This is a genomic window from Mesorhizobium sp. M0019 (assembly GCF_040323975.1).
Classification (GTDB): Bacteria; Pseudomonadota; Alphaproteobacteria; order Rhizobiales; family Rhizobiaceae; genus Mesorhizobium.
The window spans coordinates 142,463-161,992 of the sequence record NZ_JAMYVK010000003.1; the positions used below are offsets into that span (position 1 = coordinate 142,463).

General features: G+C 61.9%; 23 protein-coding genes and 1 tRNA gene. 13 read left to right on the top strand and 11 right to left on the bottom strand.

Annotated features, from left to right (window positions below; translation table 11 throughout):
- The first annotated feature begins 91 nt into the window (after nucleotides 1-91).
- Nucleotides 92-2,011: a potassium transporter Kup gene (locus NKK47_RS04140; RefSeq protein WP_352450049.1), complete on the top strand. Its 1,920-nt coding sequence runs from the start codon at nucleotides 92-94 to the stop codon at nucleotides 2,009-2,011.
- A gap of 41 nt (nucleotides 2,012-2,052) precedes the next feature.
- Here NKK47_RS04140 and NKK47_RS04145 read toward each other — a convergent pair whose 3' ends face one another.
- On the bottom strand, nucleotides 2,053-2,943 hold the full coding sequence (locus tag NKK47_RS04145) for an SDR family oxidoreductase (protein ID WP_352575165.1): 891 nt from the start codon (nucleotides 2,941-2,943) through the stop codon (nucleotides 2,053-2,055).
- Between the two features lie 136 nt (nucleotides 2,944-3,079).
- Between NKK47_RS04145 and NKK47_RS04150 the strand changes: the two genes are divergently transcribed.
- Nucleotides 3,080-3,490: a winged helix-turn-helix transcriptional regulator gene (locus tag NKK47_RS04150; protein WP_352456496.1), complete on the top strand. Its 411-nt coding sequence runs from the start codon at nucleotides 3,080-3,082 to the stop codon at nucleotides 3,488-3,490.
- 74 nt (nucleotides 3,491-3,564) lie between these two features.
- Nucleotides 3,565-4,803: an FAD-dependent oxidoreductase gene (locus tag NKK47_RS04155; protein WP_352575167.1), complete on the top strand. Its 1,239-nt coding sequence runs from the start codon at nucleotides 3,565-3,567 to the stop codon at nucleotides 4,801-4,803.
- Here the strand turns inward: NKK47_RS04155 and NKK47_RS04160 are convergent.
- On the bottom strand, nucleotides 4,751-5,476 hold the full coding sequence (locus NKK47_RS04160; protein WP_352575169.1) for a glutathione S-transferase family protein: 726 nt from the start codon (nucleotides 5,474-5,476) through the stop codon (nucleotides 4,751-4,753). The genes NKK47_RS04155 and NKK47_RS04160 overlap by 53 nt on opposite strands.
- A gap of 1 nt (nucleotide 5,477) precedes the next feature.
- The gene (locus NKK47_RS04165) at nucleotides 5,478-5,783 is read right to left on the bottom strand and encodes a Rieske (2Fe-2S) protein (RefSeq protein ID WP_352575171.1); all 306 of its coding nucleotides are present in this window, start codon (nucleotides 5,781-5,783) and stop codon (nucleotides 5,478-5,480) included.
- Between the two features lie 100 nt (nucleotides 5,784-5,883).
- Here NKK47_RS04165 and NKK47_RS04170 point away from each other — a divergent pair, with 100 nt between their 5' ends.
- Nucleotides 5,884-6,336 carry a MarR family winged helix-turn-helix transcriptional regulator gene (locus tag NKK47_RS04170; RefSeq protein WP_352575173.1) on the top strand — a complete coding sequence of 151 codons (453 nt, stop codon included), beginning with the start codon at nucleotides 5,884-5,886 and terminating at the stop codon, nucleotides 6,334-6,336.
- A gap of 38 nt (nucleotides 6,337-6,374) precedes the next feature.
- Here NKK47_RS04170 and NKK47_RS04175 read toward each other — a convergent pair whose 3' ends face one another.
- Complete coding sequence (locus tag NKK47_RS04175; RefSeq protein ID WP_352575175.1) at nucleotides 6,375-6,803, bottom strand: anthrone oxygenase family protein; 429 nt, start codon at nucleotides 6,801-6,803, stop codon at nucleotides 6,375-6,377.
- Nucleotides 6,804-6,956: 153 nt separating this feature from the next.
- Here NKK47_RS04175 and NKK47_RS04180 point away from each other — a divergent pair, with 153 nt between their 5' ends.
- From NKK47_RS04180 to NKK47_RS04200, 5 genes are all read left to right on the top strand, one after another.
- Nucleotides 6,957-7,610, top strand: a complete 654-nt coding sequence (locus NKK47_RS04180) for a TetR/AcrR family transcriptional regulator (protein WP_352570415.1) — start codon at nucleotides 6,957-6,959, stop codon at nucleotides 7,608-7,610.
- 135 nt (nucleotides 7,611-7,745) lie between these two features.
- Complete coding sequence (ilvC, locus tag NKK47_RS04185) at nucleotides 7,746-8,765, top strand: ketol-acid reductoisomerase (protein ID WP_023676662.1); 1,020 nt, start codon at nucleotides 7,746-7,748, stop codon at nucleotides 8,763-8,765.
- 257 nt (nucleotides 8,766-9,022) lie between these two features.
- Nucleotides 9,023-10,000 carry a DUF3592 domain-containing protein gene (locus tag NKK47_RS04190; protein ID WP_352575177.1) on the top strand — a complete coding sequence of 326 codons (978 nt, stop codon included), beginning with the start codon at nucleotides 9,023-9,025 and terminating at the stop codon, nucleotides 9,998-10,000.
- A 500-nt stretch (nucleotides 10,001-10,500) separates the two neighbouring features.
- Complete coding sequence (locus NKK47_RS04195; RefSeq protein ID WP_352575179.1) at nucleotides 10,501-11,022, top strand: hypothetical protein; 522 nt, start codon at nucleotides 10,501-10,503, stop codon at nucleotides 11,020-11,022.
- The gene (locus NKK47_RS04200; protein ID WP_352575181.1) at nucleotides 11,015-11,638 is read left to right on the top strand and encodes a hypothetical protein; all 624 of its coding nucleotides are present in this window, start codon (nucleotides 11,015-11,017) and stop codon (nucleotides 11,636-11,638) included. The genes NKK47_RS04195 and NKK47_RS04200 overlap by 8 nt, the downstream gene beginning before the upstream one ends.
- 12 nt (nucleotides 11,639-11,650) lie before the next feature.
- On the opposite strand, the gene NKK47_RS04205 is transcribed toward NKK47_RS04200, so the two are convergent.
- The 3 genes from NKK47_RS04205 to NKK47_RS04215 all read right to left on the bottom strand — a co-directional run bounded on the left by NKK47_RS04205 (nucleotide 11,651) and on the right by NKK47_RS04215 (nucleotide 12,885).
- On the bottom strand, nucleotides 11,651-11,935 hold the full coding sequence (locus NKK47_RS04205; RefSeq protein ID WP_023676657.1) for a PilZ domain-containing protein: 285 nt from the start codon (nucleotides 11,933-11,935) through the stop codon (nucleotides 11,651-11,653).
- Between the two features lie 176 nt (nucleotides 11,936-12,111).
- Nucleotides 12,112-12,696, bottom strand: a complete 585-nt coding sequence (locus tag NKK47_RS04210; protein WP_352575183.1) for a BA14K family protein — start codon at nucleotides 12,694-12,696, stop codon at nucleotides 12,112-12,114.
- A gap of 51 nt (nucleotides 12,697-12,747) precedes the next feature.
- Nucleotides 12,748-12,885 (bottom strand): hypothetical protein, encoded by a 138-nt coding sequence (locus NKK47_RS04215; RefSeq protein WP_352575185.1) that lies wholly within the window; start codon nucleotides 12,883-12,885, stop codon nucleotides 12,748-12,750.
- Here NKK47_RS04215 and NKK47_RS04220 point away from each other — a divergent pair.
- Nucleotides 12,884-13,996 carry an endonuclease/exonuclease/phosphatase family protein gene (locus NKK47_RS04220; RefSeq protein ID WP_352575187.1) on the top strand — a complete coding sequence of 371 codons (1,113 nt, stop codon included), beginning with the start codon at nucleotides 12,884-12,886 and terminating at the stop codon, nucleotides 13,994-13,996. The two genes, NKK47_RS04215 and NKK47_RS04220, sit on opposite strands and share 2 nt — an antisense overlap.
- 7 nt (nucleotides 13,997-14,003) lie before the next feature.
- A complete protein-coding gene (locus NKK47_RS04225) occupies nucleotides 14,004-14,732 on the top strand; it encodes a hypothetical protein (RefSeq protein ID WP_352456485.1) in 729 nt (242 codons plus the stop codon).
- Here NKK47_RS04225 and NKK47_RS04230 read toward each other — a convergent pair.
- The 4 genes from NKK47_RS04230 to NKK47_RS04245 all read right to left on the bottom strand — a co-directional run bounded on the left by NKK47_RS04230 (nucleotide 14,729) and on the right by NKK47_RS04245 (nucleotide 18,305).
- Nucleotides 14,729-14,971 carry a hypothetical protein gene (locus NKK47_RS04230; RefSeq protein ID WP_023720771.1) on the bottom strand — a complete coding sequence of 81 codons (243 nt, stop codon included), beginning with the start codon at nucleotides 14,969-14,971 and terminating at the stop codon, nucleotides 14,729-14,731. The genes NKK47_RS04225 and NKK47_RS04230 overlap by 4 nt on opposite strands.
- 114 nt (nucleotides 14,972-15,085) lie before the next feature.
- Complete coding sequence (locus NKK47_RS04235) at nucleotides 15,086-16,303, bottom strand: ABC transporter permease (RefSeq protein WP_352575189.1); 1,218 nt, start codon at nucleotides 16,301-16,303, stop codon at nucleotides 15,086-15,088.
- A 2-nt stretch (nucleotides 16,304-16,305) separates the two neighbouring features.
- The gene (locus NKK47_RS04240; protein ID WP_352456483.1) at nucleotides 16,306-17,013 is read right to left on the bottom strand and encodes an ABC transporter ATP-binding protein; all 708 of its coding nucleotides are present in this window, start codon (nucleotides 17,011-17,013) and stop codon (nucleotides 16,306-16,308) included.
- Nucleotides 17,014-17,015: 2 nt separating this feature from the next.
- On the bottom strand, nucleotides 17,016-18,305 hold the full coding sequence (locus NKK47_RS04245) for an efflux RND transporter periplasmic adaptor subunit (protein ID WP_352456482.1): 1,290 nt from the start codon (nucleotides 18,303-18,305) through the stop codon (nucleotides 17,016-17,018).
- Nucleotides 18,306-18,416: 111 nt separating this feature from the next.
- Between NKK47_RS04245 and NKK47_RS04250 the strand changes: the two genes are divergently transcribed.
- The gene (locus NKK47_RS04250; protein WP_352456481.1) at nucleotides 18,417-19,322 is read left to right on the top strand and encodes a PhzF family phenazine biosynthesis protein; all 906 of its coding nucleotides are present in this window, start codon (nucleotides 18,417-18,419) and stop codon (nucleotides 19,320-19,322) included.
- Nucleotides 19,323-19,427: 105 nt separating this feature from the next.
- A tRNA-Lys gene (locus tag NKK47_RS04255) sits at nucleotides 19,428-19,503 on the top strand.
- Nucleotides 19,504-19,530: the final 27 nt, after the last annotated feature.

The window sequence follows — 19,530 nt, forward strand, 5'->3', positions numbered from 1 at the left end:
TCGCAATATCGGGACGGAGCCATTACGTGACGGCACTTGATATTGCAGCGCAGCAAGCGTAGAGCACCGCCCGCTTACCGGAGTGTCGTCCATGGCCCTTACCAATGCTGGTAACGAGGCAGAACCTGTCGAACAATCCAGCCATTCTGAGGTTGAGCAGCACAGCACCAAGGTGCTGATGCTGGGCGCGCTCGGCGTGGTTTACGGCGATATCGGTACCAGCCCGATCTATGCATTTCGCGAAGCGTTGCATGCATCGGCCGGTGGCAACGTCGCCAACCGTGGCGACATCCTCGGCGTGTTGTCGCTGATCATCTGGTCGCTGACGATCACCGTCACCATCAAATACATCATGTTCGTGCTCCGCGCCGACAATCGAGGCGAGGGCGGGGTGCTGTCGCTGATGGCGCTGGCGCGCAACAGTTTCCCGACGCGCTCGGCGGTGATCCTCGGCATCGGCATCGTCGGCGCGGCGCTTTTTTTCGGCGACGCAGTCATTACGCCGGCGATCTCGGTGCTATCGGCGGTCGAAGGTATGAATGTCGTCACGCCGACATTCCAGCCCTATGTGGTGCCGCTGACACTGGCCATCCTGGCGATCCTGTTTGCGGTACAGCGATTCGGCACCGGCGGCGTAGGTTTGGTGTTCGGGCCCGTCACGGCGCTGTGGTTCCTGGCCATCGGCCTTTCCGGCATTAACCACATCATCGCCGATCCGGAAATCCTGCTGGCGATCAGCCCGCATTACATCGTGTCGTTCCTGGTCAACTCGCCCGATGTCGCCTTCGTCACGGTTGGTGCGGTCTTCCTCGCCGTCACCGGCGCCGAGGCGCTCTATGCCGACCTCGGCCATTTCGGCCGCAAGCCGATCGTACTCGCCTGGCTGGCAATCGTGTTCCCTTGCTTGCTGCTCAACTATGTCGGGCAAGGCGCCTTCGTGCTGGCAAATGGCGGCGTTGTCGGTCATCCATTCTTCGAGATGAACCAGGGCTGGACGCTTATTCCGATGGTCGTGCTGGCGACGGCGGCGACCGTCATCGCCAGCCAGGCGGTGATCTCCGGCGCTTTTTCGCTGACCAGACAGGCGGTGCAGCTCAATATGCTGCCGCGTTTCGTTATCCAGCATACGTCGGAAAAACAGTCGGGCCAGATCTATCTGCCGCGCATCAACCTGATGCTGGCGCTGGTGGTGATGCTGCTGGTGGTCGGCTTCGGCGAATCCAGCCGCCTGGCCTCGGCCTACGGTATTTCGGTGACCGGCAACATGCTGGTGACGAATGTGCTGCTTTTTGTTGTGATGACGCGCATCTGGAAATGGCCGCTCGGCGTCGCGATCGCCTTGATGGCCGTGTTCGCCTTCGTCGATACCGGCTTCTTTGCCGCCAACATAGTCAAGGTGTTTGAAGGTGGCTGGGCATCGCTTGCCATCGCCGCAGTTATCGTGATGACTATGTGGACCTGGATCCGCGGCAGCCGCTATTTGTTCGACAAGACGCGCCGGAACGAGATCCCGCTCGATTTCCTTGCCGGCAATCTGCTGAAGAAGAAACCGCATCTGGTGTCGGGCACCGCGGTGTTCCTGACCAGCGATCCGCTGAGCGCGCCGACCGCGCTGATGCACAGCCTGAAGCACTACAAGGTGCTGCACGAGCAGAACGTCATCCTTTCGGTGGTGACGGCACCGCAGCCGGTTGTGCCCGACAGCGAGCGCGTCAAGATGGAAATGGTCAACGAGCTGTTCATGCGGGTGACGCTGACCTTCGGCTACATGGAGCAGCCCAACATCCCGCGTGCGCTGGCGATCTGCCGCAAACAGGGCTGGAAGTTCGACATCATGACGACGTCCTTCTTCCTGTCGCGGCGCTCTCTCAAGGCCTCGCCCAATTCCGGCATGCCGGTCTGGCAGGACAAGCTGTTCATCGGGCTGGCGCGCACGGCGGCCGATGCGACGGAATATTTCCAGATCCCGACCGGACGGGTGGTCGAGATCGGGACGCAGGTGGCTATCTGAACAGATGGCCGTGCCCTTTGAGGGCACGGCCATTGTGAGGCTCAGCTCACCAGAGCCGCCTTGTTTGCTTCAAGAAATTGCTTCAGCGGCTGCGGCTTCCTGCCGGACAGCGTCTCGACCGCGTCGGTCACCATGCCGATCCGGCCGGAGCGGGTGTTGGTGTCGAAGGAAACGATGACAGGCGCAAAAGCTTCGGGAACGCCGGCTGCCTTCAATCCCTCGGTCAGCGCTTCATCCGAAAGCTGGATAACTTCGATCGGCTTGCCGGTGACCTCGGTGACGAGGGCTGCAATCTCGGCCATCGTGTGGGCCTTGGGGCCGGTCAGCGTGTATGTCGTGCTTTCGGTTGCGCTCGAAGCAAGGCCGGCGGCGATCGCGGCTGCCATATCGTCGCGCGCGCCATGGGCAATGTGGCCGTCTCCAGCGGATGTGTACCAGTGCCCCGAGGCGATGGCGTGCGGCAGCGCCATGAACAGGTTCTCCTGATACCAGCCGTTGCGGAAGATGGTGTAGGGAATGCCGCTCGCCTTGATAGCCTGCTCGGTGCCGTGGTGATCGGGCGCAAACAGCACCGGCGATCCTGGTTCCGGATTGGGCATCGATGTGTAGAGCAGGTGCGAAACGCCCGCGCTTTTTGCGGCGGCGACCGCGGTCTCATGTTGCTTCAGGCGCTTGCCCGGAACGGCGAGCTCGTTTGTCGAAATGATCAGAACCCTGTCGGCGCCGGTAAATGCACTGGCCAACGACGCGGTGTCGTCGAAGTCAACTGCCCGGATGGTGACGCCTCGGGCTGCCAGATCGGCCAGATTTTCCGGATTGCGGGTGGCGGCGATGATGCGCTGAGGGGAGACCTTGAGCGTGTCAAGCAGATGATTGATGACGCCGCGGCCAAGCTGGCCGGAGGCGCCGGTGACGAGAAGGGTGTCGGTCATGAGATGTCCTGACGTTGCGCCGGAGCGGCGGGTGCATATGTTAGTCTCAAAAAGAGACCAGCACTAAAATAGGAATTGACCCATCCTCGTAAAGAAGGCAGTTTTGCGGGAGGTAGGCACATCCAGGGAACCAGCCATGGACGGCAAGATCGTCAATCTGAGATCGAAGCTCGAGATATACAAAGCAGGCAGCGGTGGCGGAAACCTTGCGGATTGCCCGGTTCGCGACGTGATCCAGGGCATAAGCAATAAATGGAGTTCACTGCTGATGGAGGCCTTGGCCGAGAAGCCGTACCGCTTCGGCGAATTGCGGCGGCTGGTGCCCGATATTTCACAGCGCATGCTCACCCAGACGCTGCACGATCTGCAGCGCGACGGCTATGTGCATCGCCAGGTGTTTCCGACCAAACCGCCGAGCGTCGAATACAGCCTCACCGATCTCGGGCGCTCGATGTTTGGACCCTTGCATCAGCTGATCCAATGGGCCGAGCTCAATCACGGCGCTGTACGCGAGGCGCGGAAGGTTTTCGATACTGCCGAAGGGTGAGCCTCCAGGCCGAGACGGCGGCTTGATTTAGCGACAGCGCTGAAGGATTGTCCGGCCTGGGTTGGGTCGGGCAGATGGGCAATTCTCTGGACATCGCGATTGCCGGCGCCGGGCCGGCTGGACTTGCCGCCGCGCTCTATCTCACGCGCGCCGAACATAGGGTCACCATCTTCGAGCGCTTCGACCAGCCAAAGCCGGTCGGGTCCGGGCTGATCCTGCAGCCGACCGGGCTGACGGTGCTTGCCGATCTCGGCCTGCTCGACGACATTCTGGCGCTGGGCAGCCGCATAGACCGCCTGCATGGTGCAGACGCCAGAACTGGCCGCACCGTGCTCGATGTCCGTTATGATGCCCAGCGCGGCGGTCGCTTCGGGCTGGCGGTGCACCGCGCGGCTCTGTTCGGCGTGCTTTTCCGCGCCGCCCGGCGCCAGGCGATCACCATCGAGACAGGTATCGAGCTCGAGACGCTGGAAACCGGCGAGCGGGCAACATTGATCTGCGGCAACGGACGACGGATAGGGTCGTTCGACCTGGTAGTGGATGCCAGCGGTTCGCGCTCCAAACTGCGGCGGTGCGTAACCAATCCGGGCGAACCGCGATCGCTCGCCTATGGCGCGTTCTGGGCATCGCTCGGCTGGCGCGGCGAGGGTTTCGACGAGCACGCCCTGCTGCAGCGCTACGACAAAGCGAGCGTGATGATCGGCGTGCTGCCGATCGGCCGGCCTGAGCCCGGTGCCCAGAAGATGGCGGCATTCTTCTGGAGCCTCAAGCCGGCGGATGCCGAGTACGTCTGGGCGGCAGGTCTCGAGGCATGGAAGGCGAGATTGGCCGGGCTGTGGCCTGAATGCGCGGCCTTCATCGACCAGATCGACAGTTTCGAGCAGCTCTCGCTGGCGCGCTATGGCCATCACACGATGAAGACGCCAGCCGGACGGCGATTGGCCGTTATCGGCGACGCGGCCTATTCGACAAGCCCGCAGCTCGGGCAGGGCGCGAACATGGCGCTGCTCGATGCAGCCGCGCTCAACTACGCGCTCATAGGAACGGACCGTATCGATACTGCGCTGGGGGCCTATGTCCGGGCGCGGCGATGGCATGTGCGGGTCTTCCAGGCGCTGTCGCTGGTGCTGACGCCGTTTTATCAATCGGATTCGATTGTGATGCCGTTCGTCCGCGACAGGCTGGTGGCGACACTGGCAAAAGTCCCGCCGGCGCCGCAGTTTCTTGCTTCCATGGTTACAGGAACGGTGCTCAATCCATTCAAGCCGATCGGGCTTGCGGAAGCGGTGTGGCCGGATCGTTTTGGCGGATGATTTCCGAAAGGTGCGAACCCTTAGCCTGCAAGAATGCATGGAGGCGTTGCGGATAATCGGGAGCGACCGCGTCCTTCACGGATGGGCGTTCGTGCAATGCCTTGCGCCAGGCCGAGACAAACGGCTTTCGGTCCAGGATGCCGAAATCGCCGATCCGGTCGAAGATGTCGAAATAGCGGAAGATCGGCCCGTAGACCGCGTCGACCAGTGAAAAACGCTCGCGGTCGAACCATGGTCCAGCCGCGCCATTCGCCAGTTCCACTTCCAGGCGATCGAACATTGCCGATAGCGCCTCGCTTTCAGCGAGCAGCGCGGCTTCCGTAGGCGCTGAATAGAAGCGGCCGATGCCGCTCAGGATTGCCGAGCCGAACTCGATCCAGGCGCGATGCCGGGCACGGGCATAGGGGTCGGTGGGATGCAGCGGATTGGGCTGGGTTTCCTCGAGGAATTCGAGGATGACGAGCGATTCGAAGATCACCGTTTCCTGGCCGTCATGCTCAACGCGGAGCAGCGGCACCTTGCCGAGCGGTGATATCGCCTTGAACCAGGCAGGCTTGTTGGCGAGATCGACCGTGATGCGTTCGAACGGCACGCCCTTTTCGCGAAGTGAAATCGCCGCGCGCTGCACATAGGGGCAAAGATGATGGCTGACGAGAGTGAGCTTGTCGGTCATCTCACTCCCCCAAGACATAGTTCAAGGCACCGTCCTCGACGCGGGTGGAGAGAAACATCAGGCGGGAGCCCTTCCGCGCCGGGCCTTCGAGGCGATCACCGTTCGCCATGTCGAACGAGGCGCCGTGCCACTGGCAGACGAGCTTGCCGTCCTTGCAGTCGAGCGGGCCACCGAAATGAAGGCAGACGTTGGCGGCGGCGCGGATACGCTCGCCGCTGCGGTAGACATGGACCTCGCGGCCGAAGAACGGAGCGATCAGGCTGCCTGTTTCCGGAATGTCGGCGATCTTGCAGATTTCATGCTTCATCGGAATTGCCTCTCATGATTGATGCGATTGCATCTATATAGATGCATTTGCATCGATCGTCAAGCTTGATGCAATTGCATCTATCGCCTACGATGCAATCATGACCGGGATTCTTTCACCTCCAGCCATCAAGGCCTGGGCCCGCCTGATGCGGGTTTCGCGCCAGTTGTTGGAACGAGCCGAGGACGCGCTGAAGGACAGTGGCCTGCCGCCGCTTGCCTGGTACGACGTCCTGCATGAGCTTGCCGAGGCGGGCGAGGGCGGATTGCGGCCGTTCCAACTCACCGAGCGCACCCTGTTTGCGCAGTACAACATCTCCCGGCTGCTGGCGCGGCTCGAAGCCGACGGGCAGGTCGAGAAGCTTCCAGTTGCCGATGACGGCCGCGGGCAAACAGTCCGCGTCACAGACAAGGGACGCGAGACGCGCCGCCGCATGTGGGCTGTCTACGGCCGGTCGATCGCGGAGTTGGTCGGCTCCCGGCTTTCGAATGACGAGCTCGACGCGCTGTCAGCTCTGCTTGGGCGCCTGCGAGATCCGCCCGCCCTGGAGTGACACGCCTTCATGACGAAGATGGCGACCGATTGGCGAGGTCAGGCACTGCCCAAGAGGAATGCCAATGTCGCCAGAACGCCAAGCCCGATGCGGACCAGATGCAGATTGCCCCATCTGACGATCAATGTCCGAGCTTCCGGATTGATGGTGTTCGCGTCCATCGCCTCCAGCAACCTATTTGCCGGCATCATCACCAGCAGCGTCCATGGCCAAGGCAGGATGATCAGCACGGCGCCGACCAGATAAGCGAGATTGCCGGTCAGCCACCACGCGACGAGGCCAAGAAAACAGGCGATGACGGCGATCGAGGCTTGCATGGCGGCGCCGCGTTTGTACGAAGGCTGCCATTCCTGCAGCAATGCCTTGTCATCGAGGCGAAGCCGCGCCGGCTGCTCGGCGACGCTGACGTAGATAGCCGCGCCAGCGAACACTGCGGCAACGGTCAAGGCAAGCAGTCCGGCGAGCATGATCCGTGTCTCCCGTGATGACCCGCATGGAGCAAACAGAAATAAAGGCTTGCGTCGGGTCGGACAATACGCCATAAAGCCGAACCGTAACGTACGGTACGCCATCGAGCTCGTATCTGAACTGCGGGTGAGTTTGCCTCGTGAGGAAAAACTGTGTTGCACGCTGTGACCGACATCGACACCAGCGAGGCGCTGACGGAGCGGCAGAAGGACGTGCTCGACGCCGCCCTTCGCCTGCTGGTCGAAGAGGGCGATCAGTTGACCATGACCGCCGTGGCGCGGCGGGCGAGCTGCTCGAAGGAGACGCTCTACAAATGGTTCGGCGATCGCGACGGGCTGTTGACGGCAACGGTACAATGGCAGGCGTCCAAGGTGCGGATAGTGCCGGTCGACCGCAAGGGGCTCGACCTCCCTTCGCTGACGGCGAGCCTCGAACGCTTCGCTTCGGACTGGCTCAAGGTAATTTCGAGCGACACCTCGATCGCGCTGAACAGGGTGGCGGTCGGCCATGCTAGTTCGGGGAAGGACGATCTCGGCGCCATCGTGCTGGAGAACGGCCGCTTCGCACTGGCCAAGCGCCTCAAGCCGGTGCTGGAGGCCGGGAGACAGGCCGGGTTCCTTGAATTTTCGGACGCGGAGACGGCGTTCCGCACCTTTTTCGGGCTGGTCGCCCGTGACGTGCAGATCCGCTTGCTGCTTGGCGACCGGCTGGAATTGACTGATGTGGCGATCGGCGGCGATGCCGTCCGGGCGACGCAGCAGTTTCTCGCTCTTTTCGGGGCAAAAACCGGGCCGCAGGGCCCATAGAGCCGGATGATTTCAGGTCAAATCGACCTGAAATCTGAATCCGGCTCTACACTAAAAGATGGAGCATGATGTCGTCCGAAAACCGCTTCACACTTTTCGGCATCATGCTCTGGTTCAAAACGGGAAGGAAGAAAAATGCGTGTCTATTACGATCGCGACGCCGATCTCAACCTGATCAAGGGCAAGAAGGTCGCTATCATCGGCTATGGCAGCCAAGGCAGGGCGCATGCGCTCAACCTCAAGGATTCCGGCGTCAAGGACATCGCCATCGGCCTCAAGGCCGGCTCGGCGACCGCCAAGAAGGTCGAGGCCGACGGGCTCAAGGTGATGAGCGTAGCCGATGCCGCCAAATGGGCCGACCTGATGATGATGGCGACGCCGGATGAGCTGCAGGCCGACATCTACAAATCCGAGATCGCGCCAAACATCCGCGATGGCGCGGCAATCGCCTTCGCCCACGGCCTCAACGTGCATTTTGGCCTGATCGAGCCCAAAGCTTCGGTCGACGTCGTGATGATCGCGCCGAAGGGGCCTGGCCATACGGTGCGCGGCGAATACCAGAAGGGCGGTGGCGTGCCGTGCCTGGTCGCGGTCAACCAGGACGCTTCGGGCAATGCGCTCGACCTGGCGCTCTCCTACGCCTGCGGCGTTGGCGGCGGCCGCTCGGGCATTATCGAGACCAATTTCCGCGAGGAGTGCGAGACCGACCTGTTCGGCGAGCAGGTGGTGCTGTGCGGCGGCCTGGTCGAATTGATCCGCGCCGGCTTCGAGACACTGGTGGAAGCCGGCTACGCGCCGGAAATGGCCTATTTCGAGTGCCTGCACGAGGTCAAATTGATCGTCGACCTGATCTATGAAGGCGGCATCGCCAACATGAACTACTCGATCTCGAACACCGCCGAATGGGGCGAATATGTCTCGGGCCCGCGCATCATCACTGCCGAGACCAAGGCCGAGATGAAGCGCGTTCTGAAGGATATCCAGACCGGCAAGTTCACCTCGGAATGGATGCAGGAATACCGCGCCGGCATGTCGCGCTTCAAGGGCATCCGCCGCAACAACGACAGCCACCAGATCGAGGAAGTCGGCGCCAAGCTGCGCGCGATGATGCCGTGGATCTCGAAGAACAAGCTGGTTGATAAGGCCAAGAACTGAAGGAAATCCACGTTCGTTTCGTTACCCGTCCTCGGGCTTCGCCCTGCGGGCGCGTGGGAATTTCCATGAACAAGCTGGTCGACAAGGCCAAGAACTGATCGCAATTTCATTGCCGATCAAGAAAGGCCGGCGGAGCGATCCGCCGGCCTTTTCGCATCAAGATTGTGTGGTTTCCAGGCTTCTGCACAGGCGCACTATCCTCATCACCGTGATATGCCTGTGCGGGGCATGGCACAAAAGTGCCAAGGGGGTGAGCGTTGGAACTCAAATTTCTGTTGGTCGGGTTTGCCTGCGCGGTTGCCGGCATGCTCTCCCTCGTCACCTTGCTGAAATGGTGGGAGGTGAGGGCGGTCAGCCGCTGGTCTCCGACGCCGGGAAAGATCATCTCGTCGCGGGTCGAGGCTCGCGAGGTGACCAGTTCGGGATCCGGTTCGGACAGCAGAGGGTCGACCGAAATCCGCAACTTCCCGGCAATCACCTTCGAATACAAGGTGAACGGCAAGACATTTCGCAGTTCGCACTACAGCGTGCAGGAGAACCTTGGAAACTTTGCCGTGGCGGAAACCCTTGCGAAATTTCCAAACGGGGCCGGCGTAACCGTCTTCTACAATCCGGCCGATCCGGCCAAGGCCGTGATCGAACGCACCATGCCCGACGGCTCCTTCAAGTTCATGGTCCAGCTTTCGGCCGGGCTGGTGGTCGGCGCGCTTGCATTGGTCTTCTCCGTCGGCGGCGTCCTCGAAGCGGTCCGGCCGTTTTTGCCCAGGCCGCAGAACCTCGGCGCCGCTGCCCTGCTGCTTTTCATGGGATTATTTGTCCTGCGCATGGGCTTTGCCCAGAAGTCACTTGCGGAACAGGCGGCCAAATGGCCCATCACGGCAGGACGCATCGACGCCTCGGGCCTGCAGAAATTCGAGACCCGCGACAGGTCCGGAGGCGGCTATCGGCCCTGGCGAACAGTCTTCAAATCCCGCATCGTCTACAGCTATAGCGTCGCCGGCCAGCGCTACGCCGCCGATCGCATCGCTTTCGGCGCAAACGTGACGGCTTCGCTGCCGAGGCTCGTCAGCGGTCAATCACAGCGCTATCTTCAGGGCGACAAGGTTGAGGTCCACTACGATCCCGACAACCCAGTTGCAGCGGTTCTCGAATGCAGGGTGAGCGGGCTTTGGCTCCTGTGGGTCTGCGCCGTTGGCTTGATAGGTGGAGCCGCGCTGCTTGTCGGGGTGATCTAATGCTGAAGCTGCCGCCCTAGACGCTGTAGATCCAGAGGAAGGGCACTTGTCTTCAGCATCTGACAAGAACTCCGCTGTCGAAGCCAGGCCATGTCAATCTCACCGTCGCCCCGTCGACCACAATATGGATGACACGGGAGAACGGCTCTTTGGCCGACGGGTCGGATCCGTAGCATTGGCTGGCCCGCGCCACCCAGCCCGTGGGCGTCTTGAGGAACGCTGCGTGTTCGCAGCCGAGAGCAGGGACCGACAGCGCGTCGCGGTATAATGTGTAGACAGTCTGGCGTTGAACATCCGCAACGGCGGTACAGTTCGATCTGTTCCCGGACCATATGCCCACATACTGTTCCGCGGCGAAGGCGTGGCCGCACGAAAATGCTAGGATCGAAATGAGCATCAAGAGATTTCGCATCATCGATTCTTTCTTTTCGACGTGGCCTTGGGCCATGCTAAAGCATCGGTGCTCAAACTTCACAATGATGCTGCTCCAAGGGACTTAAATGATCATCCGCAAAGCAGCAGCTATTTTTCTGAGCATGCTGAGCCTGTTGCAAGCAGCGAACGCAACAGAATGTTCGCTCAGCCATGCGACCTATCGCGAGCCGCGTTCGGGAGCGACGATACAGTTCCGGCCAACCAACAACGAGCCGGCCGCGCTGACGACCGAGGTCTTTTCGTTGATCGTGCCCAACACCGACATTCGTCTGCCGTCGGACATTACCTGGACCAATGGCAAGTACTCGTTTCCTGTGGGCACGATCCGGCACACCTGCACCGACGACGATCGTGAGGCTGGTCTCGAGGACGGCACCGGGCTGTGCAGAGTGTGGGATGGGCAGGTCTATGCGTTCAATGCAGGCGGTGCCGAGCAGTTGAGTTCCCGCGAAGCCTCGCCGGCACCGGCAGGGTTGCTGTTGCCTGACTTCGGCGCGATTTTTACCGAATGGCCCGATTTCGCCAAAGCCAATCCCGACGGTTCAGCCTGGGACGCCTTTAGCTTGACGGGTTGTAGCGATGAATAGCAAGAGACTGCCGGCCTGCATCTTCGCCCTGCCGGTCCTTATGGCCATGGCAACCGGCGCTCGTGCCGACCAAAGCAAGCCGTCGCGTCCGCCTGTCGACAAATGCGCTTGGGAACGGCTGGCGGACAAGGATGTTGGGCTGGCTGCCTGGGTGCAGCGCTGCGATTTCGGTTTTCGCCGGATTCATTTCGAGCTTGGCGGCAATGCTCTTGCCATCAAATACAGCGACGGCGGGCCGGCCGATCCCGTCGTCGAAGTCTTCGATATGCTGCCGGGCGAGGCCGCTGACGCTGCATTACAGCGCATATACTCGCAGAAGACCGAGAAGGCTGTCAGCACACGTTGCGTGTTCATGCCTTACACCGAAGGGGTCACGCCCACGGGCACCCTGCGGTATGTCTTCAGTCCCGATGCCGTTTATCTCAGTGAATTGAAAGCCGTTGCCGACCCTGACGAGGTCGGCGAACCGCCGTGCGGCGAATGGGGTGAAGCCCCGGACGGCATTCAGTATTTCGAGGTACAATCACCCGAGCGGCGAAAGCTTCTATTCGTTCGCGTTGGCCAGGAAGAGCCGCTGTTTGACGAGCAGACACTGCAAGTCCTGCCACCCGGATAGCGCCGGTAGATATCAGCCGTAGTGCCAGCTTGGCTTTGGTTCGGTGCCGGTGAACATCACCCCAATTCGGTCCTCGCGGCGCCAGCGGACCACCGCCTTGTAGGCAATGCCGTCGGTCGGAACATAGAGCAGGAACTCATCGGGCACGCGCGCGTCGATCGAGATCTTCAATTCGGCGCCGCCGGCATGCATGTTGCGCAGCGTGCATGTGACCTCGGAATTGCTCACGCCGGTCAGGATCGTCGCGCCCTTCAAGACGCGCTGCCGGTGTTTGTCCCTCTGTTCGTCCTCGGCCATCGCACGCAATCCAGCCATCTTCGCGTCTCGGGCGTTCTGATCGGAAGGATTATTAGACCTGCCTGATAAAAATAACGTTATCACCAGTGGAGGCTTGCGATTTTTCGCGGTTGCTGGCCGTAAGAAAAAATCGGCGCCGCAACGCGCGGCGCCAGACGATATTATTACCGGCCTGCTCAGCTATAGGGCGAGTAGCATTGCTGGCGCGGCCCGTTATAGGGCTGGAACGTGTTGTCCCAGGCGCGGTACGACCGGTAGCGATTGTAGCACCATTGGACATGCGCGCTGGAAAGCCGCTGTGTCCGGTAGTAGCGCCGCGGTGCGGGCGCATCGTAGTAGTTGTAATTGTTGTATAGGCTGCCGAGGCCAAACCCCAGGCCCAGCCCAAGAATCGCGGCGCCGGCACCATCATCGTAGTAACCGCCGCGGTAATGGCGGCGGTGATGGCGCCAACGCCAGTTGTCATTCCAGTCGCCATTGTTCCAGTGTCTCGAGAAATGACGGCCGCGGAAATTGTTGGACCGCCATCTCCAACCATCGTCGCCGCGCCATTGCCGAACGCCGTGATTGCGCCAACGCCAGATCTGCCTGTCATTGCCGCCTGCCCAATCTTCACGAATTTGCACGATGTCGGCGGCATTGCCCGCCACCGGCAGCAGGGGTTTGGGCATCGGCCCGGCAAGCGAGGGGGCCGAGAGGCCGGCGATCAGACCGAGGGCCATCAGCCCGGATCTGACAGAAGATAAAAAGAGCGGTTTCATCGCACTCTCCGAAGATTCAGGCCCCACGCCCAGAATACCCCGGGGAAGGGCCTATTGATGGAACTTTCCATCTGAACGGAAGATGAACAAAAAGGTTCCGTCAACCATAACGGGCGCGCGATCAATCAGAGCCGCCTGATTTCTGCGCCCTTGTTTTCGGGCGCGCTTGCGGGCAAAGGTCAAAGCCATGTCGCTGCGCCTTGCCACCTTCAACGTCGAAAACCTGATGAACAGGTTTGATTATTCCGGATACCGCAATCAGCTCAACGAAGATCGCACGCTGGCGCTTTTCGACATCCAGAGCGAGGCCGAATACAAGATGCTCGAGCAGGCGCGGGCCATCGCCCAATCCGACGACACGCGGCAGTTGACGGCGCTGGCGATCGCGGCCACCCGCGCCGACATCATCTGCATGCAGGAGGTCGACAATATCGAGGCGCTGAGGGCCTTCGAATATGGCTATCTGTTCAAGATGGTGGGGCAAGGCTACCGGCAGAAATACACCACCGCCGGCAATGATTCGCGCGGCATCGACGTCGCCGTGATGATGCGCAACGAGACCGCGCAGGGCCAGCCGATCGAATTCGTGCGCATGACCAGCTACGCCTATGTCACGTTCGAGCAATTCGGGCTGCACACGGCGGAATTGGCAGCGCTTGGTCACCAGGCCAATGAACGCATCTTCCGGCGCGACTGCCTGGAAATCGATCTGACGGTGGCTGGCGCGCCGTTGACGCTCTACCTCGTTCATTTCAAGTCGATGGGCTCGCCCCGCAACGGCCTCGACGGCCGTGAAGCGACAATGCCGCTGCGCATCGCCGAAGCTCAAGCAGTGCGCCGGATCATCGAGGAGCGCTTCGGCACGGACCATGCCGCCGACAAGCGCTGGGCAATCTGCGGCGATATGAACGACTACCGGCAGCGCGTGAAGATCACTGGCGATGTTTTCGACGGCTATCGCTTCGAGGTGATCGACGAGACCCGGTCCTGCATCGATGTGCTCACTGCCGGCGGTTTTTGCGAAAACGCGGTCGAGCGGCGGCCGGAAATGGACCGCTGGACTTTCTATCACACGCGCGGACCGGAAGAGCGGCATCTCTGCCAGCTCGACTACATCCTTTTGTCGAGCGCGCTGGCCAGGCAGAACGCCACCGCGGTTCCCGATATCATCCGCAACGGTCAGCCTTGGCGCACCATATTTCCAGCGGGCCAGGAGGTCGAGCGCTTCCCGCGTGCCGGGTGGGACCGGCCGAAGGCATCCGACCATTGCCCGGTAGCAATTGCCCTCGACATGGTGTGAGACAGGCGTGAGTTTCGATCTGCCGCGCAACGTCATCCTGCCGGTCGATGCCATCGACGTCAGGCTCGATTCCGGCCCGCATCCGTTCGAGCGCGATCATGCCGACGCGATCGCCGAGAACTGGCGGCGTGAGACCGCGGCCAAGCCGGCGCTTTTCGACGGCACCGTGGTGCTGCTTTCTGCTCTCAGCTATCGCGACAATCGCCTCGTTGGCCGCTGCCATGCGGTGCGATATTCGACCTTCATGCTTTGGCGCGGCAATCGACAGGTGGCCGGGGCCGAGCACGCCTATGCCCATGCCATGCTGGTCGCCGGCGACAATGCGCTTGTGGCGATCCGCATGGCGCCGCATACGGTCAATGCCGGCCGCATCTACTTCGCCGCCGGTTCGTTCGAGCCAACCGATTTCCGCGACGGCCTTGTCGACGTCGACTTCAACATGATCCGCGAGGTGCGCGAAGAGACCGGTCTCGACCTGTCAGGCGCGACACGCGGCAGGCGCCATTACGCCCTGTCGACGGCAAGCGGCACGGTGATCTTTCGCCGCTACCGCGAGACGGCCTCCGCCGACGACCTGGCACAGCGGATCAGCGCTTTCGTCGCGGCCGAGTCAGAGCCTGAAATCGAAGGCCCCGTAATCATCCGCAATGCAGCCGACCTGCCGGACGGGCTGATGCCGCATATGGGACCGCTGATCGAATGGCACTTTGCGAGCGAGCAAGGTTTCCAACTCTAACGTCGTAGCCTACCTTCAATAGCCTTGCGGTCGTTGCGGGCGGCAACAAAATACAACAGCACGCCGAGACCCAGGAGCGCGCCCATCGCCGTTCCCATCGTCTGCCCAATTACCTGCTGGAAGTCAGCGGTGACGCGATCGGGATTCTCCATCCCATAAAGGATCAAATTCCACCAAAGCCCTGCCAAGGCGGCTTCGACGATCACAATCGCCAAAGCCAGTCGCGCTTTCTTGCTCATCCATTGTTCCCCCCTTAGTCCCCAACAGCATTGTTATCATTGCAGAATGTGCTGCGACAAGGGCAGGTTGCATAAAAAATTGGCAGCGTCTGGAGGCGACACTTGCTGCAATGCCTATTCATGCCTCAGCGCGTCGATCGGGTTAAGCCGCGCGCCGCGCAGCGCCGGGAAGAAGCCGAACACCATGCCGATCAGCGCGGAAAAGCCGACCGCAAGCAGGATGACCGCCGGGCTTGGCGCAAACGGGATCGTCAGCGCTAGCGAGGCGAGGCCGGCCAGCGCCAGGCCGATCAGGATGCCGATGATGCCGCCAAGCAGCGACAGCACGGTTGCCTCGACCAGAAACTGGATGAGGATATGCTTTTCGTGGGCGCCGATGGCGAGCCTGATGCCGATCTCGCGCGTGCGCTCGGTTACCGACACCAGCATGATGTTCATAATGCCGATGCCGCCGACGAGCAGGCTGACGCCGGCGACGGCGCCGAGCATGCCAGTCATGGTGGTGGTGGCGCTGGCCATGGCATCGGCGATCTGGGTCATGTCGCGGATCGAGAAATCATCGTCACGGTCGGGCGTGATGCGGCGTGTGTCGCGCAAGATGTCCTCGACGCGCTGCTGCAGCACCGTGGTTGGCGTACCGTCGTCGGCGGCGACATAGATCGATTCGATGTCGCGATTGCCGGCAATGCGACGCTGATAGGCCGCAAGCGGCATCAGCACGACATTGTCCTGGTCCTGGCCGAAACCGGTATAGCCCTTCGGTTCGAGCAGGCCGATGATCTTGCAGGAAGTGCGGTTGACGCGGATGATCTCGCCTTCGGGGTCGCCGGCGCCGAAGAACTGCTGGCGCACCGTCTCGCCGATGAGGCAGACGCCGGTGCCCGAGCGAGTTTCCGAATCGCTGAACGGGCGGCCCGAAACCAGCTTCCAGTCGCGGGCATCGAGATAGGCGCTGTCGGTGCCGGTGACGCCCGAGGTCAGGCTTTCGGTGCCGAAAATGACGCGCACCTGCTTTTGCGACGCCGGCGAGATGGCGCGCGAGCCGTCCAGATGCGCGGCAAGCGCTGCAAGATCTTTGTCGCCCAGCGGTCGGACCACCTGGTCGAGCCCTCCAGGTCCGCCAGGCCCGGCCGGACGGCCGGAACGGATGACAAGCAGATTGCTGCCGAGCTTGGAAATATCGGACTTGACCTTTTCGGTGGTGCCCGAGCCGATGGTCAGCATGGCGATGACGGCGGCAACGCCGATGACGATGCCGAGCAGCGTCAGGAACGAGCGCAGCACGTTGCGGCGGATGGAGCGGAGCGAGAGGCGAACGGTTTCCCAGATCATGGCTAGGCCATCTCGAGATTGGCTGTGTCCAAGGCGACATGGCCATCGAGGAAACGGATCGTGCGCTGCGCATAGCCGGCAACATCGGCTTCGTGCGTGACCATGGCGATAGTCAGCCCGAGCTCGCTGTTCAGCTGCGTCAGGAGTTCCATGATCTCGTGCGTGCGGGCGGTGTCGAGATTGCCGGTCGGTTCGTCGGCGACGAGCAGCGTCGGCCTGGTGACGATGGCGCGCGCGATCGCCACGCGCTGCTGCTGGCCGCCGGACAGCTCGGCCGGCGTATGATGCTCGCGGCCGACAAGGCCGACCTCGGCAAGTGCCTGCATGGCAAGGCCGCGACGCTCGCGGGCACCAACGCCGCGATAGATCAGCGGCAGTTCGACATTCTCCGCCGCCGTGGTGCGCGGCAAGAGATTATAGCCTTGGAAGACAAAGCCGACATAGAGGTTGCGCAGCACAGCGCGGCGGTTGCGGTCGAGACGGCCGGCGTCGATGCCTTCGAAGCTGTAAGTCCCAGCGGTCGGCGTGTCGAGGCAGCCAATGATGTTCATCGCCGTCGATTTGCCTGAGCCAGACGGGCCCATGATGGCGACGAATTCGCCGCGTCTGATGGCGAGGTCGACGCCGGCCAGCGCATGCACCCGGGCCTCGCCCTGGCCATAGCTTTTCCAGACCTTGTCGAAGCCGATGAGGGTCGCGCCCGATGCCACGATCAGCTCCGCTGCGAGGCGGTAATGACTTGCGCGCCTTCCTCCAGGCCGGAAACGATCTCGGTCAGTTCGCCATCTGTCGAGCCGACCCTGACGTTGACCGGATGCGGCCGGCCATTCTCCAGCACGTAAAGCGTGCGCGAGCCGTCGCTGGGCTTCGTCGCCGCCTGCCGCTGGCGGTTGCCGCCGGGGCGCCCCATGCGGCCGGTGAACAGGTCGGTGAGGCTCCAGCCGCGCTCCGCCGTCTGCGCCGGCCGGTAGCGGAAGGCGATCGATGGCACGGTGAGCACGTTTTTGGCCTGCTTGGTGACGACCGAGACGGTGGCAGTCATGCCGGGCCGTAACAGAAGCTCGCTATTGTCGACATCCAGCCTTGCATCGTAAGTGACGACGCCGTCGGTGGTGACCGAGGCATAGGAAATGTCCCGGATCTCGGCGTCGAATGGCCGTTCAGGAAAAGCGTCGACGGTGAAGCGCGCATGCTGGCCAGGTTTTACTGCGCCGATATCAGCCTCGTCGACCGCAGCTTTCAGTTCCATGTTCTTCAAATCCGCGGCGATGACGAACAGCACCGGCGCCTGCAGCGAGGAGGCGACCGTCTGGCCGGGGTCGACCGAGCGCGTCAATATGATGCCATCGATCGGAGCGTAGATGGTACTCTTGGCAAGATCCGTCTGCTGCGCCTTGAGATCGGCATTGGCCATGGCGAGGTTGGCTTTGGCGATATCAAGCGCCGCCTTCGAGCGGTCGCGGGTGGCGGTTGCCGCTTCAAGCGACTGGTCCGTCGCCATGCCGCGCTTGGTGAGTTGTACCGCGCGCACCAGGCCCTTTTCGTTTTCGGCCACGGTCACGGTGGCGTCCTCGACGCTCGCCGCCGCCGCCTTGGCCGAGGCCTGGGCGCGCTCGATCTGCACCTCCAGCTTGGCGGTGTCGAGCGCGGCCAGCACATCGCCCTTCTTCACCAGCTGGTTCTCGTTGACCGAAACCGAGCGGACGACGCCGGAGAGTTCGCTGGAAATATCGACCTGGGTGAGGGGCTGCAGCGTGCCGGTAGCCGAAACCGCGACGGTAAGATCGGCCATGGTAGCCAGTGTCGTGGTATACTCGATCTTGGCGGGCGAGCCCGCATACCACGGGTAGCCGACGACACCCGCGGCCACTGCGAGTAGCGCAAGCAGTGCGTAAAGCCAACCGCGACGGCGTTTTGTCTTCAGGCTCTGGTGGTCAAGCCCGAGCGCCGTCTCGATGGCGGAAGCGGATTCCGTCTTTGGCAGATTGACAATCTGGTCCACGCCGGACCCCTATGTTCAGTGATATCCCATCAGTGCACAAATCAGGCCTTATGGTTCAAAATTCAAATTAAATTTCGCTCATGTTGGGAATGAGGCAGAGGACTTACTGAGATGCAGCCGCGGAATTACTTGCTTTACGACGTATTCACCACCAACCGGCTGGCGGGCAATCCGCTGGCCGTGGTGCTCGACTGTGACGGGCTGGACCTTGCGGCGATGCAGGCGGTGGCGCGCGAGTTCAACCTGTCCGAAACCGTCTTCGTGCTGCCGCCTGATAATCCCAAGCATCGGGCCCGCATCCGTATCTTCACACCCGACTATGAAATGCCGTTCGCCGGCCACCCGACCGTCGGCTCGGCGATAGCGCTCGCCGAAATGGCGGGAGAGGCCGCCGGCATCTTCGTGCTCGAGGAGAATATCGGCCCGGTGCGCTGCGCTGTCAGCAAGCACGACGGTTCGACCTTTGCCGAGTTCGACCTGGCGAAACTGCCGGCGCAGCTGGAATTGTCGGCCGATCCCGAGGCGATCGGCGCGGCCCTTGGCCTTGGGCCGCATGAGATCGGCTTCGAGAACCACCGCGTCTCGTTCTGGTCGGCTGGAGTGCCTTACGTGACCATCCCCGTCGCCAATCTGGAGGCGGCCGCCCGGATCAGGCTGGACAACCAAGCTTGGTCGGAGCTCGCACCACGCAAGAGCGATTGGGCCTTCGCCAGCCCCTATGTCTATTGTCGCGAGACGGTGCACCACGACAGTGCCTTCCATGTCCGCATGATCGTGCCCGGCAATCCGTCCTACGAAGACCCGGCGACCGGCTCAGCGGCCGCCGCCTTCGCCGGCGCGATCATGCATTTCGACGGCCCGACGGACGGCGTTTCACAACTGTGGATCGAGCAGGGGCTGGAGATGGGCCGGCCTTCGCGCATTCGCCTCGAACTGAATGTCGAAGGCGGCAAACTGGCGGCCGCCCGCATCGGCGGCCATGCGGTCAAGGTGGCCGAAGGCAGGCTTTTTGTTTGACGACCTCGGCACTTCGGCGATTTGTCGGGAAATGAATCCCACGGGGCTGGACATGGCGGATGTCGGCGGCTATATGCCCGCCAACGCCGGTTTTGCCGGCCGAGTGGGTGCGTAGCTCAGTTGGTAGAGCAGCTGACTCTTAATCAGCGGGTCCACAGTTCAATCCTGTGCGCACCCACCAAAAATCTCTGGGATTTGGTGGAAAGAC

Coding starts and splice junctions, on each gene's coding strand:
- NKK47_RS04195 (WP_352575179.1), top strand. CDS start 10,501: ATGATCATCCGCAAAGCAGCAGCTATTTTTCTGAGCATGCTGAGCCTG.
- NKK47_RS04250 (WP_352456481.1), top strand. CDS start 18,417: ATGCAGCCGCGGAATTACTTGCTTTACGACGTATTCACCACCAACCGG.
- NKK47_RS04235 (WP_352575189.1), bottom strand. CDS start 16,303: ATGATCTGGGAAACCGTTCGCCTCTCGCTCCGCTCCATCCGCCGCAAC.
- NKK47_RS04150 (WP_352456496.1), top strand. CDS start 3,080: ATGGACGGCAAGATCGTCAATCTGAGATCGAAGCTCGAGATATACAAA.
- NKK47_RS04230 (WP_023720771.1), bottom strand. CDS start 14,971: ATGAGCAAGAAAGCGCGACTGGCTTTGGCGATTGTGATCGTCGAAGCC.
- NKK47_RS04170 (WP_352575173.1), top strand. CDS start 5,884: ATGACCGGGATTCTTTCACCTCCAGCCATCAAGGCCTGGGCCCGCCTG.
- NKK47_RS04200 (WP_352575181.1), top strand. CDS start 11,015: ATGAATAGCAAGAGACTGCCGGCCTGCATCTTCGCCCTGCCGGTCCTT.
- ilvC (WP_023676662.1), top strand. CDS start 7,746: ATGCGTGTCTATTACGATCGCGACGCCGATCTCAACCTGATCAAGGGC.
- NKK47_RS04140 (WP_352450049.1), top strand. CDS start 92: ATGGCCCTTACCAATGCTGGTAACGAGGCAGAACCTGTCGAACAATCC.
- NKK47_RS04160 (WP_352575169.1), bottom strand. CDS start 5,476: ATGACCGACAAGCTCACTCTCGTCAGCCATCATCTTTGCCCCTATGTG.
- NKK47_RS04205 (WP_023676657.1), bottom strand. CDS start 11,935: ATGGCCGAGGACGAACAGAGGGACAAACACCGGCAGCGCGTCTTGAAG.
- NKK47_RS04145 (WP_352575165.1), bottom strand. CDS start 2,943: ATGACCGACACCCTTCTCGTCACCGGCGCCTCCGGCCAGCTTGGCCGC.
- NKK47_RS04210 (WP_352575183.1), bottom strand. CDS start 12,696: ATGAAACCGCTCTTTTTATCTTCTGTCAGATCCGGGCTGATGGCCCTC.
- NKK47_RS04155 (WP_352575167.1), top strand. CDS start 3,565: ATGGGCAATTCTCTGGACATCGCGATTGCCGGCGCCGGGCCGGCTGGA.
- NKK47_RS04175 (WP_352575175.1), bottom strand. CDS start 6,803: ATGCTCGCCGGACTGCTTGCCTTGACCGTTGCCGCAGTGTTCGCTGGC.
- NKK47_RS04220 (WP_352575187.1), top strand. CDS start 12,884: ATGTCGCTGCGCCTTGCCACCTTCAACGTCGAAAACCTGATGAACAGG.
- NKK47_RS04165 (WP_352575171.1), bottom strand. CDS start 5,783: ATGAAGCATGAAATCTGCAAGATCGCCGACATTCCGGAAACAGGCAGC.
- NKK47_RS04215 (WP_352575185.1), bottom strand. CDS start 12,885: ATGGCTTTGACCTTTGCCCGCAAGCGCGCCCGAAAACAAGGGCGCAGA.